The sequence below is a fragment of the Bifidobacterium miconis genome, from assembly GCF_019331735.1.
Taxonomy (GTDB): domain Bacteria; phylum Actinomycetota; class Actinomycetes; order Actinomycetales; family Bifidobacteriaceae; genus Bifidobacterium; species Bifidobacterium miconis.
In genome coordinates, this window is sequence record NZ_JAHBBH010000028.1 from 1 (window position 1) to 15,626 (window position 15,626).

The 15,626-nt window shown below is 65.8% G+C and carries 12 protein-coding genes and 1 pseudogene; 5 read left to right on the forward strand and 8 right to left on the reverse strand.

The genetic code is table 11. The features are described 5' to 3' along the window. The coding region (locus tag KIH79_RS09335; protein WP_219059142.1) for a hypothetical protein at positions 1-199 on the forward strand (199 nt) is incomplete at its 5' end. A 36-nt stretch (positions 200-235) separates the two neighbouring features. On the opposite strand, the gene KIH79_RS09340 is transcribed toward KIH79_RS09335, so the two are convergent. From KIH79_RS09340 to KIH79_RS09360, 5 genes are all read right to left on the reverse strand, one after another. Further along, positions 236-1,171: an RAD23 family protein gene (locus tag KIH79_RS09340; protein ID WP_236023773.1), complete on the reverse strand. Its 936-nt coding sequence runs from the start codon at positions 1,169-1,171 to the stop codon at positions 236-238. Beyond that, the gene (locus KIH79_RS09345) at positions 1,168-2,889 is read right to left on the reverse strand and encodes an ABC transporter ATP-binding protein (protein WP_236023776.1); all 1,722 of its coding nucleotides are present in this window, start codon (positions 2,887-2,889) and stop codon (positions 1,168-1,170) included. Before KIH79_RS09345 ends, KIH79_RS09340 begins: the two co-directional genes overlap by 4 nt. Before the next feature lie 398 nt (positions 2,890-3,287). After that, the gene (locus tag KIH79_RS09350; RefSeq protein WP_219059144.1) at positions 3,288-4,199 is read right to left on the reverse strand and encodes an energy-coupling factor transporter transmembrane component T family protein; all 912 of its coding nucleotides are present in this window, start codon (positions 4,197-4,199) and stop codon (positions 3,288-3,290) included. Positions 4,200-4,319: 120 nt separating this feature from the next. Continuing rightward, the gene (locus tag KIH79_RS09355; RefSeq protein ID WP_219059145.1) at positions 4,320-4,976 is read right to left on the reverse strand and encodes an MptD family putative ECF transporter S component; all 657 of its coding nucleotides are present in this window, start codon (positions 4,974-4,976) and stop codon (positions 4,320-4,322) included. 559 nt (positions 4,977-5,535) lie between these two features. After that, entirely contained in the window at positions 5,536-5,784 is a 249-nt protein-coding gene (locus tag KIH79_RS09360; protein ID WP_033494394.1) for a mycoredoxin, read from the reverse strand. 256 nt (positions 5,785-6,040) lie between these two features. Between KIH79_RS09360 and KIH79_RS09365 the strand changes: the two are divergent. Continuing rightward, positions 6,041-7,642, forward strand: a pseudogene (locus KIH79_RS09365) (C69 family dipeptidase); the annotation flags it as partial. A 322-nt stretch (positions 7,643-7,964) separates the two neighbouring features. On the opposite strand, the gene KIH79_RS09370 reads toward KIH79_RS09365, so the two are convergent. The 3 genes from KIH79_RS09370 to KIH79_RS09380 form a co-directional block, all read right to left on the reverse strand. Next, entirely contained in the window at positions 7,965-10,013 is a 2,049-nt protein-coding gene (locus KIH79_RS09370; RefSeq protein WP_236023774.1) for a DUF5696 domain-containing protein, read from the reverse strand. Between the two features lie 296 nt (positions 10,014-10,309). Then, positions 10,310-11,344 carry a glycosyltransferase family 2 protein gene (locus tag KIH79_RS09375; RefSeq protein ID WP_219059147.1) on the reverse strand — a complete coding sequence of 345 codons (1,035 nt, stop codon included), beginning with the start codon at positions 11,342-11,344 and terminating at the stop codon, positions 10,310-10,312. A gap of 73 nt (positions 11,345-11,417) precedes the next feature. After that, a complete protein-coding gene (locus tag KIH79_RS09380) occupies positions 11,418-12,125 on the reverse strand; it encodes a TetR/AcrR family transcriptional regulator (protein WP_219059158.1) in 708 nt (235 codons plus the stop codon). Between the two features lie 99 nt (positions 12,126-12,224). Between KIH79_RS09380 and ftsY the strand changes: the two genes are divergently transcribed. The 3 genes from ftsY (at position 12,225) to KIH79_RS09395 (ending at position 15,526) form a co-directional block, all read left to right on the forward strand. After that, positions 12,225-13,613, forward strand: a complete 1,389-nt coding sequence (gene ftsY / locus KIH79_RS09385) for a signal recognition particle-docking protein FtsY (protein ID WP_219059148.1) — start codon at positions 12,225-12,227, stop codon at positions 13,611-13,613. 289 nt (positions 13,614-13,902) lie between these two features. Beyond that, a complete protein-coding gene (locus KIH79_RS09390) occupies positions 13,903-15,186 on the forward strand; it encodes an ammonium transporter (RefSeq protein ID WP_033494399.1) in 1,284 nt (427 codons plus the stop codon). A gap of 1 nt (position 15,187) precedes the next feature. Beyond that, on the forward strand, positions 15,188-15,526 hold the full coding sequence (locus tag KIH79_RS09395; RefSeq protein WP_033494400.1) for a P-II family nitrogen regulator: 339 nt from the start codon (positions 15,188-15,190) through the stop codon (positions 15,524-15,526). Positions 15,527-15,626: the final 100 nt, after the last annotated feature.

A 15,626-nucleotide genomic window follows, 5' to 3' on the forward strand; every position in this document is an offset into this window, starting at 1 on the left:
GGTCGGTTTGACGATCGAGAGGCTACATTCTCGCCGCACTCTCGATAGCCCGCCATCAAAACCACCAAAAACCGCCAAAAATCGTCCCGGCAAACCGGTCTCCGACCGGGTATTGGTGAGCAACAGCCTCTCGATCGTCAAACCGACCCGTGCACGTTCCGGAATCAGCCTCTCGATCGTCAAACTCTCGTCGCGTTGACCATGAACGAACGGCCTGAGGTCACTGTGAACCGTGTCACTGTTCGGGTAACCGCTCCCACAAAGGCAGCCGGTGCAGCGCGCGCACGACGTTGCACTGCGCGAGCAGGTCGCCGTCGCCCGCGCACATGGTCGGATACCACATGCGATGGCGGAGTTTGGCCGCCGCGCCCGCGTTCGGGCCGCCGCGCAGCAGCGCCGTCTCGCTGCTGCCATACTGGAAGTGCAGGTGACTGAGCAGACCCTCGTGATCGGCCTGTTCAGTCTGTTCAGCCTGATCGGCTTGTTTGGTGTGTTCGGTGCGTTCATCCGGCACGGCCTGTTCGGCCCGCGACGGCATCGGATCCATGGCGATAAGCACGCGGAACGGGCTGCCCGCGGGCGCGGAGTCGGCGTGAAACACGTAGCACGGCTTGCCCTCGAGTCCGCGGTCGATCATGTGGTCGAACTGGTAGGCGTAGCGGCCGATCACCGTGGATTCGTCGCTGCGCCACTCGAGCGCGAACCCGTTGCCCGCGTTTTCGCCGTATTCCAACGGTTCGATATGCCATCCGGCGATCGGCGCGTGGCGATTTTCGCGGCAGGTCGTGCGGCACGCCCAGCGCCAGAATCGGCGGATGCTGCCGCCGAAGAACGGCAGCATGAGGGTGAACGCGGACCGGTGCGCGCGCATGGCAGCTTCCGATTCGGCCCACGCGCGTTCGAGCGCGGGCTCGCGGCTGTCGATGAGCCGCTCGAAGCTGATCCAGTCGCCGGTCCATTCGGCGGGATTGAACGGCGATTCGCCGCTTGCTGCCGAATCGTCCGGTTTGCGTGCCGACACGGCCGATTCCGCGACATTCGCCGAGGTGCCCGGCTTGACGCGGCTCTCCGATATGTCCGATGCGGATGTTGCGGCCGACGGCGAGGTGGCGTCAGCCGCCGCGCGCGTTGACGCAGGAGTGTTGCCGGGGAGTGCCGCAGATTCCGTCATGAATTCTCCTTGTTCGTTGCGGGGGCGTTGCCGTCCAGATCGATGATGCGGTCGCACCACAGCGCCGCGAGCTCCTCGTCGTGCGTGACGACGAGCACGGCTTTGCCTTGGTCGGCCAAGCCCCGCAGCAGCGTGCCGACCTGCATCATGTGCGCGCGGTCGAGCCCGCTGGTCGGCTCGTCGAGCACGATCAGCCCCTTGCCGCACATGATCGCCGACGCGATCGCCAGCCGCTGCTTCTGCCCGCCAGACAGGCTCATCGGATGCCGTTCCGCAAACGGCAGCAGGTCGAGCGATTCCAGCACGCGATCAGCCTGTTCTCCGAGGGTTGCGGGATGTAGATGCGGCGTTGCCGATGATGACGCGCCGATAATGCCGCCGCGCACGGATACACCGAGTGGCGTCGCACTGGAGGAAGACGATCGAACTGCGTTCGATGGCGCGACCGTCACCTCGACCGGCTGACGGATCGCATCGCCCGCGTCGCCGAGCCCAAGCAGCAGCTCCTCGCGCGCGCTGTCGGCGAACAGCTGATAGTTGACGTCCTGCATGACGAGGAATCCGGCGCGGGTGAGCGCGGCCGGTTTCGCCGGCTTGCCGTGCAGCAGCACCTGTCCGCCGAGCGGTCGCTGCAGGCCGCACAGCGTGCGCACGAGCGTGCTTTTGCCGGCGCCGTTGCGGCCCATGAGCCCGACGATGTCGCCGCCGCGCAGCGCAAGATCGGTGACGCCGCGTCGGAACGCGCGCTGATAGCCGACGACGAGATCGCGCGTCGCGATGATGGGAACGTCGTTGATGTTCGACGAATGATGCGTCGTCTCCGGCGCGGAAGAATGACGGCTTGCCGAATCGATGACGGGGCCGGTCGATGATGCGGTCGACGCGTCGAGCGACTTGGCCGATGGTGCCGCGCCGGACGGTTCGGCCGATGACGTTGCGCCGGATTGCGTGACGCCAGCCGGTGTCACGCCGGTCGCACCGGTTTTCTTCCGCAGCGCCGCACGATACGGCGCGAGATCGAGCGCGCGCAATCCCCATGATTCCAACTGTTGTGGTGGCAGCGCGGAAAACTCGGCGGTCGTGTATTCGCCGGCCACTGCGCCATTTTCGAACAGCACGTACCGGTCGACCAGATCGGCGCACCATGCGAGCCGGTGCTCGGCGATCACGACCGTCACGCCGTCGCGCTTGAGCGCGGCGACCATGTCGTGCAGGTCGCGCATGGCGGTCGCGTCGAGGTTGCTGGTCGGCTCGTCCATGACGATGACGCGCGGGTTCAGCATGGTCGCCGCGGCGACCGCGAGCCGCTGTTTTTCGCCGCCGGACAGCTTGAACACGCTGCGGTCGAGCAGATGGCCAATGTTGAATCGTTGCGCGACGTCGTTGACCCGCGCGCGGATGGTCGCCGGCTCCATGCCGACGTTTTCGCACGGGAACGCGAGTTCGCTGGTCGTGTCCGCATTGAAATACTGCGTCTTCGGATTCTGGAAGACGCTGCCGACGAGCGGCACGAGCGCTTCGATCGGCACGGGGGCGGTGCAGGCGGCGGAATCGGCGTCGCCGGGCGAAACCGGCGAACCGGAGCCCGCGGGAGTGCCGTTCGTTAACCCGCAGACGGATTGTGAACCGGCGAGCGAACCGTGGAAGAAGTTCGGGATCAGCCCGTTGACGAGCCGCGTGACGGTGGTTTTGCCGCAGCCCGACTGCCCGCACAGCATGACGGTTTCGCCGGGGCGGATGGTGAGATTGACGTGCGACAGCGCGAGTTCGGATGGGGCCGCAGATTCCGGTGTGCTTGGGGCTGTGCCGGTTGGCGCGGGCGCCGCGGAGTCCGCGGACGGGTTGTCGGGCCCCGCGCCGGCATCGTCATGCGCGTATCGGAACGACGTGTCGGAGATCAGGACGATTGGAGCGGACGGCGATGATGCGGCGCGGGATAGGATTTCTCCGCTCGCTTCGCTCGGTCGAAATGACATGGTGGAAGAAACACTCGGTCGGGATGACACGGTTGGAGCTGGACCCGGTCGATGTGACACGACGGGGGCATCACTCGGTCGGGATGACGTGACGAACGGTCGGGACGACATGGTGGAAGCAATGGGCGACAACGATTCGTTCACAGCACGCCTCCGATCGCGAGGGCCAGCGGCGCGGTGCACACGGCCATATACGCCCAGTCGAACCAGCACATGCGGATGACGGTCATGCAGGTGTGTTCGCCGGCGATGCCGAGCCCTTTGGTGAGCGCCGCGACGGACAGGTCGCGCGAGACGAATGTTGCATTCATGAGCAGCGGCACGATGATGAACTCCAACGATTGCACCGGGTGACGCACGAGCGCGAACCGTCCGGCCGCGATGCCGCGCAGAGCCATCGCGTTGCGGATCTGCCGATAGTCGTGCACGATGGTCGGGAAAAAGCGGATCACGACCATGCACGGGATGACGATCGCCTCGGGCACGCGCATGCGCCGCATCGCGCACACGAACTCGCTGATCGACGTCGTCGTGAACGCGTACGCGCCGGTGATCAGACACGGCATCATCATGCGGATGCCGACCGACAGCAGCCCGGCGACGTGGCCGGCGGTCACGAACGCGTCTGTCGCGGATGCAGCGGTCGCGGCGACGTCTTCGGCCGCAACGGTTGTGCCGGACGATCCGGCGGCCGTATCGGTCACCCCGCCGCCGATCATGCCGATCAGCGATCCGCCGCTTCCGCCCGACCCGCTCATCGTCGCCGCATCAGACCATAGTCCCAGCCCGAGCAGCGCGAAATACAGCACCGCCAATCGCAGCCCGTTCCGCCACCGTCCGGCCACGAACAGCGGCAACAGGAACAGCGCGACCATGATCGCCTCGCCACGCGTGTCCACGTGGAAGAACAGCAGCAGGTTCGCGAGCAGCAGCAGATACAGTTTCGCGCGCGGATCTAGCCGCACGCCGGAATGCGTCCCCCGCTGTGACGTGGAGCGTGACCCGGCGCGCGAATCGGCGCGGGCGGAGGACGCTGACGACGGATTGGTCATATACGCCACCCGATCATCAATCCGCTGCGACAGACGCGTACGTTCGCACAGCGCGGCAGCATGCGAACGTACGCACCGGACACAGATCACGCACCACAATCATCGCAGCCATTCCAGCCATCAGGCGATGCCGGCCTTGACGAAATGCTTCTTGAGAATGCGCTGGCCGAACCAGCCGCCGATCAGGCCGCACACGAGGATCGCGGCCATCGCCACGAAGAACGAGCCGACGCTGATCTGCGAGAACAGGGTGTTGATGTAGTCCGCGCTCTTGCCGCGTGCCTCGAGCGAGGCGACGTACGCGTCCTTCATGAACCACAGCGGCAGGATCGGGCCGGTCAGGCCGTAGCAGAACACGACGTAGCCGATGAGGATGGTGACGCGGTTCTTGTAGTTGCCGATGCGCGCGATCAGGTCGCCGGCGAGCGGGAAGACGATGCTGGCGACGAACGAGAGCGCGAAATGGCCGGAGACGAACAGGAACAGGCCGATCACGACGCCCATGACGGTGATGCCGCCGAACTTGCCGACGCGCGCGACCGAGAGCATGAACACCGGGCCGCAGATGAGCGCGGCGACGGCGGGCAGAAAGATCGTGCCCGCGCCGGCGATGAGCGTGGAGACGAGCGTGGCGACGCACACGCACACGAAGTAGAGGGCGGTGAATATGCCGATCGAGATGAGGTCGGGGATGGCGAGGCGGCCGGGCTTGGCGGCGGACGTCGGCTGCGGCGCGGCTGGGGCCGGCGACGGGGCTGCGGTGGGCTGCTGGGTCATGTTCTGATCTCCGATGCAAAAGCGGAACGCGGTTTCCGCCCTTGACGGAACGCGCGAAATGGACAAACTCCATTCAATGTATCGGGCATCGGCGCACGACACAATACCCCCGTTCGTGGCTTGATGGGGTTCTCGCATCGTGGTGTGCATGGTGTTGGCGTGACATTGAGCCTAGTGATGTTGACATACTAGCGGCGATGTCACGCTACAAGGCCGATTTGCGTGACAATGACCCCGGTTTGATTGGAGTACTAGCTGCGATGTCACGCCAATGCTGCGGGAACCGTGGTTCACACTCGCGAAAGAGCCGCCGCGGTGCGGACCGCGGCTTGTACGGAAGCGGTTTCGGCGCGATCGAGAAAGCCCGGCGGGATTGGCGCCGGGCTTGCAGAGAAAGAAGAGAAGAGAGAGGAAAGAGGTTAAGTTATATCGGCCTTGCGGCCTGAAATACAGGATAGACCGGCGATCTTCGGCGTTTCCCGCGGTTTTGCTGGGCAAGACGCCCGGTTTTGCTGGGAAAACGCTTGGAACCCGCGATCTTCGGCCGAGTTCCCCCCGGTCAGGCGATGATGCCCAGCTCCTTGAGCTTCTTCTCGATGTCCGTGGCGGACGGCTCCACTTGGAACGCGCCGTCCGGGTACAGCACGACCGGAATGTGCTTCTGACCGCTGATCTCGACTGCGCGGTCAGCCGCGCCCTCCTCGGACTCGATGTCGTGCCACACGTACTCCGCACCCAGGCGCTGCAGCGCCGCCTTCGCGCGCTTGCAGTCGCCGCACCAGTCCGCGCCGTACATCTCAATGGCCATGATGATTCCTTTCGTCGGTTCGATCCATCGTTTCGTCACCCACTACTGTCTCACGTCGCCGCGCCCGGCCATCGCCGACACGCCCTCCGCGTAACCGCGCCTTGCGACTCTCTCTTCGAATACTGTGAATATTGTGCCGAACTTCATGTGACGGGTTCTGACTGTCCTTCAGTCACTTCGTGACAGCTTCGCTGACAATGGGAAGCCAGGAAAGAGGAATGCGGCGGTTTAAACCCGACGTACTAGAGTGGGCCGCATGTCATGCACCACCATTCTCATCGGAAAATCAGCCAGCATCGACGGGTCCACGATCATTGCGCGCGACGACGACTCCGGCTCCGGCCGCTACGATCCCAAGCGCTTCATCGCCGTCCGGCCGGACGACCAGCCGCGGCACTACCGCAGCGTGCTCAGCCACGTCGAAATCGACCTGCCGGACAATCCGTGCCGATACACGATCGTGCCGAACGTGCTCAACAATCGCGGCGTGCTCGCCGAAGCCGGCGCGAACGAACGCAACGTGGCGATGAGCGCGACCGAAACGATCGCCGTCAACGAGCGCGTCGCCGCGGCCGATCCGTTCGTCGAGCTCGTGCCGGCCGTCGGCGAGCCGGGATCGGCCGACTATCAGCCGGAACAGCCGGGCGGCATCGGCGAAGAGGACATCATCACGCTCGTCCTGCCGTACGTCGCGACCGCGCGCGAGGGCGTGCTGCGGCTCGGCGACCTGCTGCACACGTACGGCACGTACGAATCGAACGGCGTGATCATCTCCGACACGGACGAAATCTGGTACGTCGAGACGATCGGCGGCCACCATTGGATTGCGCGACGCGTGCCCGACGACTGCTACGCGACGATCCCGAACCAGCTCGGCATCGACCGATTCGATCTGGCCGACGCGTTCGGCGAACAGCGTGAATATCTGTGCAGCGCCGACCTGCGCGAGTTCATGGCACGGCATCGGCTCGATCGCACGATGGGCGCGGGCGCGGCTGGCACTGTGCCGGATTCGCTGCAGACGGCTCTGACTACCCCTCAGTCACTGCGTGACAGCTCCCCTGACAAGGGGAGCCGAGAAAACCCGACGGCCGAAACCGCGGTGCCCGACGTGTTCAATCCGCGTCTCGCGTTCGGCACGAGCACGCCGAAGGACCACATCTACAACACGCCGCGCGCATGGTACATGCAGCGCCGGCTCAACCCGAGCGACGATTGGGACTCGCCCGTCGCCCGCTACACGCCCGAATCCGACGACATCCCGTGGTGCCGCGTGCCCGAAAGCAAGGTGACCATCGAGGACGTCGATTTCCTGCTCTCGTCGCACTTCGAAGGCACGCCGTACGACCCGTACGGCACCACCGGCACCGCCGAATCGCGCCACCGCTACCGTCCGATCGGCGTGAACCGCACCGGGCACATGGTCGCCATCCAGCTGCGCCCGTACGCGCCCGCCGCCAGCCGCGCGGTCATGTGGATCTCGTACGGCTCCGGCCCGTTCACCACGGCCGCGCCGTTCTACGCGAACGTCGACGACACGCCCGCGTACCTGCGCGACACGACGCCGGACGTGTCGACCGGCAGCCTGTACTGGACGAACCGGCTCATCGCGGCGCTCGCCGACGCGCACTGGTTCGACACGCGCAACGCGATCGAACGATACGCCGAAAACGTGCGCATTTTCGGACACCGGCTGCTGGGGGAGACCGACGCGGCGCTCGCCAGCGGACGTTTCGACGACGGCATCGACGGCAACGGCGACGGGCGCGCGGACGGCGACGGCAGCCGCGACGGCATGCCCGTGACCGACGTGCTCGCCGAGGCGAACGATCGCATGGCCGACTATCTGCAGACGCACACGACCAAGCTGCTCGGCGAGGTGCTGTACACGTCCAGCAACCTCATGCACAACGGCTTCGCGATGTCCGACCGCTGGGTGTGAGCCGACGGGTCCGTGTGCGCGCAGGCTCGTGTGCGCAGGCTCGTGTGCGCACACGCAAGACGAATGTGGGCATAGACGGTACAGTACAGGGGCTTAAACGGCCTCTTCGCGTACCGTCTATGCCCACGCTCGTCTTTATGTACGGTCTATGCCCACATGTAATGGGCTGAAATGTACCGTCTATGCCCACATCCATTCGATCGCGCGCCGTGTCACGCGCCGGATGAACGGTCGGCTGCTATCCTTCGATCCGGTACGTCTGGTCGTGGAAGTCGCAGGTGACGGTCGTGCCGTCCGCGAACACGGACCGCTGCACGAGCGGGTCGCCGCCGACGAAATCGTGCCGCACGAGTTCGCTCATGCCGACGCGCTCGTGCAGCGCGGCCACCGCGTTGCACCGTTCGATGTCATTCTCGGCCTGCGCGCGCTGCTCCGGGCTCATGTCGCCGTCCACGCCGACGTATGCGGCGTCGCGGATCAGATACGGCGCGCCACCGTTGATGAGCGCGTACAGCATGTAATCGTCGCCGCCGGCCACGCGCTCCATCATCCACGGCTCGATCACGCAATCGTGGTAGACGAGGTTGTACAGCGGCACCGGCACGCCCTGCCGCGGTGCGGACGGGTCGCGCATCTGGAAGTCGTATGGCGCGTAATGGCAGAACACGAGGCTCGGCACGGCCCAGTCCGACACCTCCTCCGAGCTGGAGAGGATGCCGTGCGAGAGCAGGTATTCGAAGCATTCGCCGCGGCGCTCGTAGCAGTCGCGGCGCGTCATGCGATGCTCCGGATGCGCGCATTCGTCGCCCTCGTTGCAGGTGAACACGTCGAGGTACGCGCAGTCGAGTTCGACGCCGTTCGCGGCGATTTCGGCGAAATTCCTGCGAACGTAGTCGGGCGCGAGTTCGGCGCACAGGAAAGTCTGGTGGCCGCCCGCCCAGATCGACTGCTCGGGGTTCGTGCCGTCGGGCAGACGGACCGCGTTGTTGCGGTCGAACGTGCGCGCGGCGAAGTAGTAGTCGCGGTACTGGTCGTGCGTGCCGAACAGGTCGCCCCGCTCGTGGCACGCGTCGACGAGCGCCTTCATGCCGGCCCAGCCGCCGGCCTCCTCGCACGCGGGCAGATAGTCGGGATGCTGGTTGTCGTAGCCTGGCTCGGCCCAGCCGTCCAGGTGCATGTAGATGCGTCCCGCGCCGAGCTCGTGCAGAGTCGCGAGCTGCTTGGCGCGCGCGGCGAACGATGTCACGTGCAGGTTGTTTTCGGGATGCTCGCGATCGTAGAAGCGTGACTCCGGCTGGACGACGGTTTTGATGCCGACGTGCATCCACGAGCAGCCGATCAGGTTGCGGACGGACGGATTGCGCGCGGCCTTTTCCGCCAGTGTGCGCAGTCGGCCGCGCTCGTTAACGTACGCGCGGTACGACTTGGCGACCGACGTGTGGTCGGCGTCGCTCAGGAAACGGTAGCGCACGACGCGGCGGTAGTCCATGCGGCCGAGGCTCGGCTCGAACCACATGCCGATGCGCGTGCCGACGAACGTGCCGTCCGGCGTCTCGCGTCCGCCGGCGGGATGTTCGATCGCGTAGCCCGCGTTCCACGGCGTCTCGCAGATCGCGATGTACGCGGGCGAGCCGGTCGCCGCGGTCCGATCATCATCGCCGTTTAGTTGCATCGGCTGCGTTGGTTGCGCGGCGCGGCCGATGTTGTGGCTGTCGCGATCATCACGCGGCTCGACGTTCCCGCTCTTGCCACGACCGGCCTGCGATCCGCGGATCTGCGCGAACCATGGCATATATCCGCCTGCGGTTTCGAACCGTCCGCCGAACACGATGTCGCCGTGCGCCGAACTGACCGCTGTCGGCCACGTGTTCGGAATCATCACGCCCTGCTGGTGCGTGATCAGCGTGACGTCGCGGTCGGACTCGCCGTCGAACGCCATCTCGCCCGGCCATCGCACTTCGGTCGCGTCGAGGCCGGTCTCGTCCAACGGAATCCATTCGCAGATCACGTCACCGGAAGCGCGTTCGACCCACACGTACGTCGCAAACGCGAAATCGGGCGCATCGCCGAAGCCGCGGAACGTGCTGAACACGCCGACACCGGTGCCCGTCTCGCGCAGCTCGTGCGTGATCGACGCGGCGTCCGCGAACGCGAACGCGCCCTGCTTGGCGGCGATCGTTGGCACGAATCCGTCTCGCCACGACCAGTTCGCGCCGTCGCGGCGGAATGCGAAGCGCAGCGACCTCTCGTCGAAGCGCACGTCGGTTCCCGAACAGGTGAATTGCATGGCCGTCCTCCCTGAAGGCTTGGTGTGCGGGGTAATTTGTCTACATCTTAGACAAATTACCCCGCTGAGAGGGCTCTTGGCGAAGCGATCCTCCGAAGGTCTGTCGGGTTTGCTCCGCTGAGAGGGTTTAGCGTGGCAAACCGGCTGGATCTTCGGAGGATTGCTTCGCTGGGTGGGTTGTCAGCGGGGTGGTTTTCCGAAGGTCTATCCGGCTCGCTTCGCGCAACGGACGATAGACGGCGCGCGAAGCCGCGTGTCATGCCGCGGTAACGGATCGATACAGGATAGATCGCGGATCAGTTGAAGCCGACGACGCGTTCGGCGATGGCGTAGCCGTGGCGGATGATCCAGCGGCCGGCCGAACCGGGCAGGTTGAGCGCGCGCGACATGGCCTTGCGGCGCACGTCGCGGCCGATCGCCGGCGAATGCGCGGCGATGTCGGCCCACAACTGGTCCTTCTTGCGATAGTTTTCCGGCTCGCGCGAGAGGATCAGGAACACCGACGTCACGGAGCTTTCGATCGCGAGGAAGTGGATCATGTACTTGTACAGCCCGTCCGGCACCGTGCCCGGCTCCGGCGTCGCCTCGACCATGCGGTGGTTGACGAGGATGAGCTGCTCGACGCGGCGGATCATCACGTCGGTCTGCACCGATTGGCCCTCGCGGCCGATGAAGTAGTGGTAGAACGGCATGTCGAGGTACAGCATCGTGCGCACCTTGGTGAACGGCTGGTACGCGTAGATGAAGTCGACGTAGAACGTGTGCTCGGGCAGCACCATGCCGGATTCTCGCACGACCGCCGTGCGGAACGTGAGCGCGTGCATGAGGATGTATTCGGCGAGCCCGAAGTGGCCCAGATCGTCCCACGTGAGAATTTCGCCCGGCTTCATGGCGTGACGGAAGTTCACCGTGTGCTTGCGCCGCTTGCCGACCTTGTCGTAGACGTAGTTCGTGACGACCATGTCGACCGGATGGTCGGACGCGCACTGTTCGCGCAGCGTCGCCATCATCGTGTCGATCGACTGCGGGTCGATCCAGTCGTCCGCGTCGACGACCTTGACGTACGTGCCGCGCGCGTTCGCGATGCCCGTGTTGACCGCGCCGCCGTGGCCCTTGTTCGGCTGGTGGATCGCGCGCACGCGGCCCGGCCAGCGCCGTTCGTACGTGTCGGCGAGCTGCGGCGTGGAGTCGTGCGATCCGTCGTCGACGATGAGCACTTCGATGTCGCCGTTGTCGCGCGCCTGCAGCAGCGAGGAGACGCAGCGTTCGAGATACTCCTCCATGTTGTATGCGGGCACGATGAAGGTCAGTGTGGTCGCGTTCTGGTTCATGGTCTCCCTCGGGATTGTCCCTCGCCGCCGGTTGGTTGCTCAAACCAAGCTAGCACCAGCGTCTTATCTGACGCTAGGCTTCGGCCGGATCCGCACGTTCCGCGTCGGCGGGCAGATGTTCGTCGGAGGGCTGATACGCGGCGGATTGGTGCTCGGCCGGGACCGTCGCGTGCGCCCGCTTGCCCTCGAACCGCAGCGCCGGCTTGGAGTCGAGCCGTGACAGGCCGTGCCACGCGAGATCGACGATGTACGCGGCGAGCTGTTCCTTACTCACCTTCGGCCGGTCGGCCCAGTACTGGCCGGTGAAGACGATCATGCCGACGAGCATCTGCGCGTAGTACGGCACGCCCTTGGTCGACAGCTTCTGCCGTTTGAACGATGCGGTGAGCAGGTCCTCGACCTGCAGCGAGATGTCGCCGAGCAGCGAGCTGAACGATCCGGCCGGATCGGTGCTCGGCGAGTCGCGCACGAGCACCTGGAAGCCGTCCGCGTTTTGTTCGATGTACGTGAGCAGAGCGAGTGCGGCGCGTTCGACGATCTGCCGCGGGTGCATGTCCGGATCGGCGAGCGTGGCCGTGATCGTGCTGGTCAGCGTCTGCATCTCGCGGTCGACGATCACCGCGTACAGGCCCTCCTTGCCGCCGAAATGCTCATAGACGATCGGCTTGCTCACCTTCGCGCTCGCGGCGATCTCCTCCACGCTCACCGCCTCGAATCCCTTGGCGGCGAACAGCGCGCGCCCGACCTGGATGAGCTGTTCGCGGCGCTGGAGTGATGTCATGCGTGAAGTATTGGCCATGCGTTCCAGTGTAGTTGCGCGGCCGCCGTGGGCCGGATTGCGCCGGTTTCGGCTGTCCGTTGCGGTTTTTAGGCTGGGAGCATGGATACCAATATGATCATCGGCATTGTGGCCGTCGTGGCCGTTGTCGTCGTGGCGCTGATCGCATGGGGAGTGGTCAAGAGCCGTTCCGCCAAGCAGTCCGCCGCCGCGGAGGAAGCCCGACAGGCCCAGCAGGCCGCCGAGGCGAAGGCCGCGGCCGAACGCGCCGCAGCCGCCAAGGCGCAGGCCGCGAAGACCGAAAGCAAGCAGGCCGAAGAGGCCGGCGCGAAGCCCGCCGCGAGCCCCTCCGTCAAGAAACCCGAACCGGAACCGGCCGCTGAATCCGCAGCTTCCGCCACTCCGGCAGAGCCGGTCGAAGCCGTCGAATCCGCTCCGGAACAGCCGATTGCGGCCGAACCGTCTGCGCCTGCCAAGCCCGCCGAACCGGCCGTCGCCGAGCAGCCCGCTCCGGCTCCGGCCCCGGCTCCGTCCGCGCCGGCCAAACCCAAGGCGGAGAAGCCCGAATCGGCGCTCTCCCGCATCCAGCGGCTCAAGGCGAAACTTGCGAACAGCTCCAACCCGTTCGGCAAGGCCCTGTTCAACATCCTCGCCAAGGACAACCTCACCGAAGCCGACTGGGAGGACGTCGAGGACACGCTCCTGCTCGCCGACGTCGGCGCCGAAGCCAGCGAACAGCTCGTCGACGACCTGCGCAAGGACGCCCGCATCACCGGCAAGGCCGATCCGGCCGAAGTCCGCGCCAGCCTGCGCGAGAAACTCCTCGACCTCGTCGGACGCGACACGGACCGCCGTCTCAACGTGAACAAGCCGGGCGCGCACAAGCCGTCCGTCATCATCATGGTCGGCGTCAACGGCACCGGCAAGACGACCACGGCGGGCAAGCTCGCGCGACTGTTCGTCGCCGACGGCAAGCAGGTCGTCATGGGCGCGGCCGACACGTTCCGCGCGGCCGCCGCCGACCAGCTCGAAACGTGGGGCGCGAAGGTGAACGTGCCCGTCGTGCGCTCCGACAAGGACGGCGCCGACCCGGCGTCCGTCGCGTTCGAGGCGAGCGCCAAGGCCAAGGAAGCCAACGCCGACGTGCTCATCATCGACACGGCCGGACGTCTGCAGAACAAGGCGAACCTGATGGACGAGCTGGGCAAGATCCGGCGCGTGACCGAAAAGAACCTGCCGGTCGACGAAGTGCTGCTCGTGCTCGACGCGACCACCGGCCAGAACGGCATGACACAGGCCAAGGTGTTCGCCGAGGCGATCGGCATCACCGGCGTCGTGCTCTCCAAGATCGACGGCTCGGCCAAGGGCGGCATCGTGATCTCCGTGCAGAAGGAGCTCGGCGTGCCGGTCAAGCTCGTCGGGCTCGGCGAAGGCCCCGACGACCTTGCGCCGTTCGACCCGGAAGGCTTCGTCGACGGCATTCTCGCCTGACCGTTGTCCGGCCACGGGCCACATCCTGAAACGTCCGCTCCCGTACATGGGGGGCGGACGTTTTTTCGTGTCAAACCGCCGTGCGGCGCGGATTCGCCGAATCGCACGGGCTGCCGCCCGCCGGCCGCGTTTTACATGCGCGTAACCTCCCGTAACCTACAGAAAACGCGGCGGGCGTTCCATACCGTTGTGTTAGCCCCCGCCATGGGGGACGGCATTAACGAGACAATCCGACCGGTTCGTGAAACGGGCCGGCGGACAAGACGAAAGAAAAGAGAGGGAGGTTGGCATGGACACCGGAAATGCTGCATGGATGTTGACATCCGCGTCCTTGGTTTTCCTCATGACGCCGGGTGTGGCGTTCTTCTATGGCGGCATGGTTCGCGCCAAGGCCGTGCTGAACATGCTCATGCTGGAGGCGGCCGCGCTGTCGGTCACCGCGATCATCTGGACCCTGTGGGGCTGGTCGATCGCCTACGCCGGCACGTCGATCGGCGGCATCTTCGGTGATCCCGCCACCGGCTTCCTGCTCAAGGATTCGATGGTTGCCACGGACGGCGTGTTCGGCGCGGCCAACACGTCCGGCAACTACCCGGGCAGCATTGACGTCGCGTTCCAGACGACGTTCGCGATGATCACCGTCGGCCTGATCTGCGGCTCCATCGCCGAGCGCGTCAAGTACAGCACGTGGATGATCTTCGTCGCCCTGTGGATCACGTTCGACTACGCGCCGATGGCGCACATGGTCTGGAACCACGGTCTGCTCTCCGGTGACGGCGCGATCTCGCAGGCCATCGGCGCGGCCGCGCACGACTTCGCAGGCGGCACCGTCGTGCACATCAACGCGGCAGTCGCGGCGCTCATCATCGTGCTCATCATCGGCAAGCGCAAGGGCTTCGGCACGCAGCCGATCCGCCCGCACAACGTCCCGTTCGTCATGCTCGGTGCCTTCCTGCTGTGGTTCGGCTGGTTCGGCTTCAACGCCGGCTCCGCGTTCGGCGCGAACGGCACCGCCGGCTACGCGTGGGTCTCCACCACCGCCGCGGCCGCGGCCGCCATGCTCTCCTGGGGCTTCACCGAGAAGATTCGCACCGGCCACTACACCGCCATCGGCGCGGCCTCCGGCATGGTCGCCGGCCTCGTCGGCATCACCCCGGCCGCCGATGTCGTCTCCCCGCTGTGGGCCATCGTGCTCGGCGCGATCGTCGGCATCCTGACCTGCCTCGCCTGCGGCCTCAAGTTCAAGCTCGGCTACGACGACTCGCTCGACGTGGTCGGCGTGCACGGCGTCGGCGGTCTGACCGGCACCGTCCTCATCGGCTTCTTCGGCGAAGGCACCGGCCTGCTGGCCGGCGGCGACTGGAAGCAGCTCGTCGTGCAGATCATCATCGCGCTCGTCGCGATCCTGTACTCCGGCGTCATCACTGCGATCATCGCCTTCGCGCTCGAGAAGACCGTCGGCTGGCGCGTCACCGAAGCCCAGGAGGTCGGTGGAATCGACCTCGCCGATCAGGGCGAACGCGCGTACGATTTTGCTGGAACCGCCAGCTCTGTTCTCAAGGAGGTGAGGTGAGATGAAGCTCATCACCGCTATCATCCAGCCCCATAAGCTCGACGACGTCAAGGAAGCGCTCGCCGCCGCGGGCGTGCATGGCCTGACCGTCTCGGAAGCCAACGGATACGGCCGTCAGCGCGGCCACACCGAGGTCTACCGCGGCGCCGAATACACCGTGGACCTGATCCCGAAGATCCGCATCGAGGTGCTGTCCGACGACGCCGACGCGGACACGCTCGTGGGCGTGATCGTCAAGTCCGCCGGCTCCGGCACCATCGGCGACGGCAAGGTCTGGGTCGCTCCGCTTGACTCCGTGACCCGCGTGCGTACCGGCGAAACCGGATCCGCCGCGATCTGATCAAATCGGCCCGGGTCGCCGGTTACGGCTCGGGTTATCAATAAGACAGGTCCCCGCACGCGCCTTGCGCCGTGCGGGGATTTTTCATACCCGTTTTCAT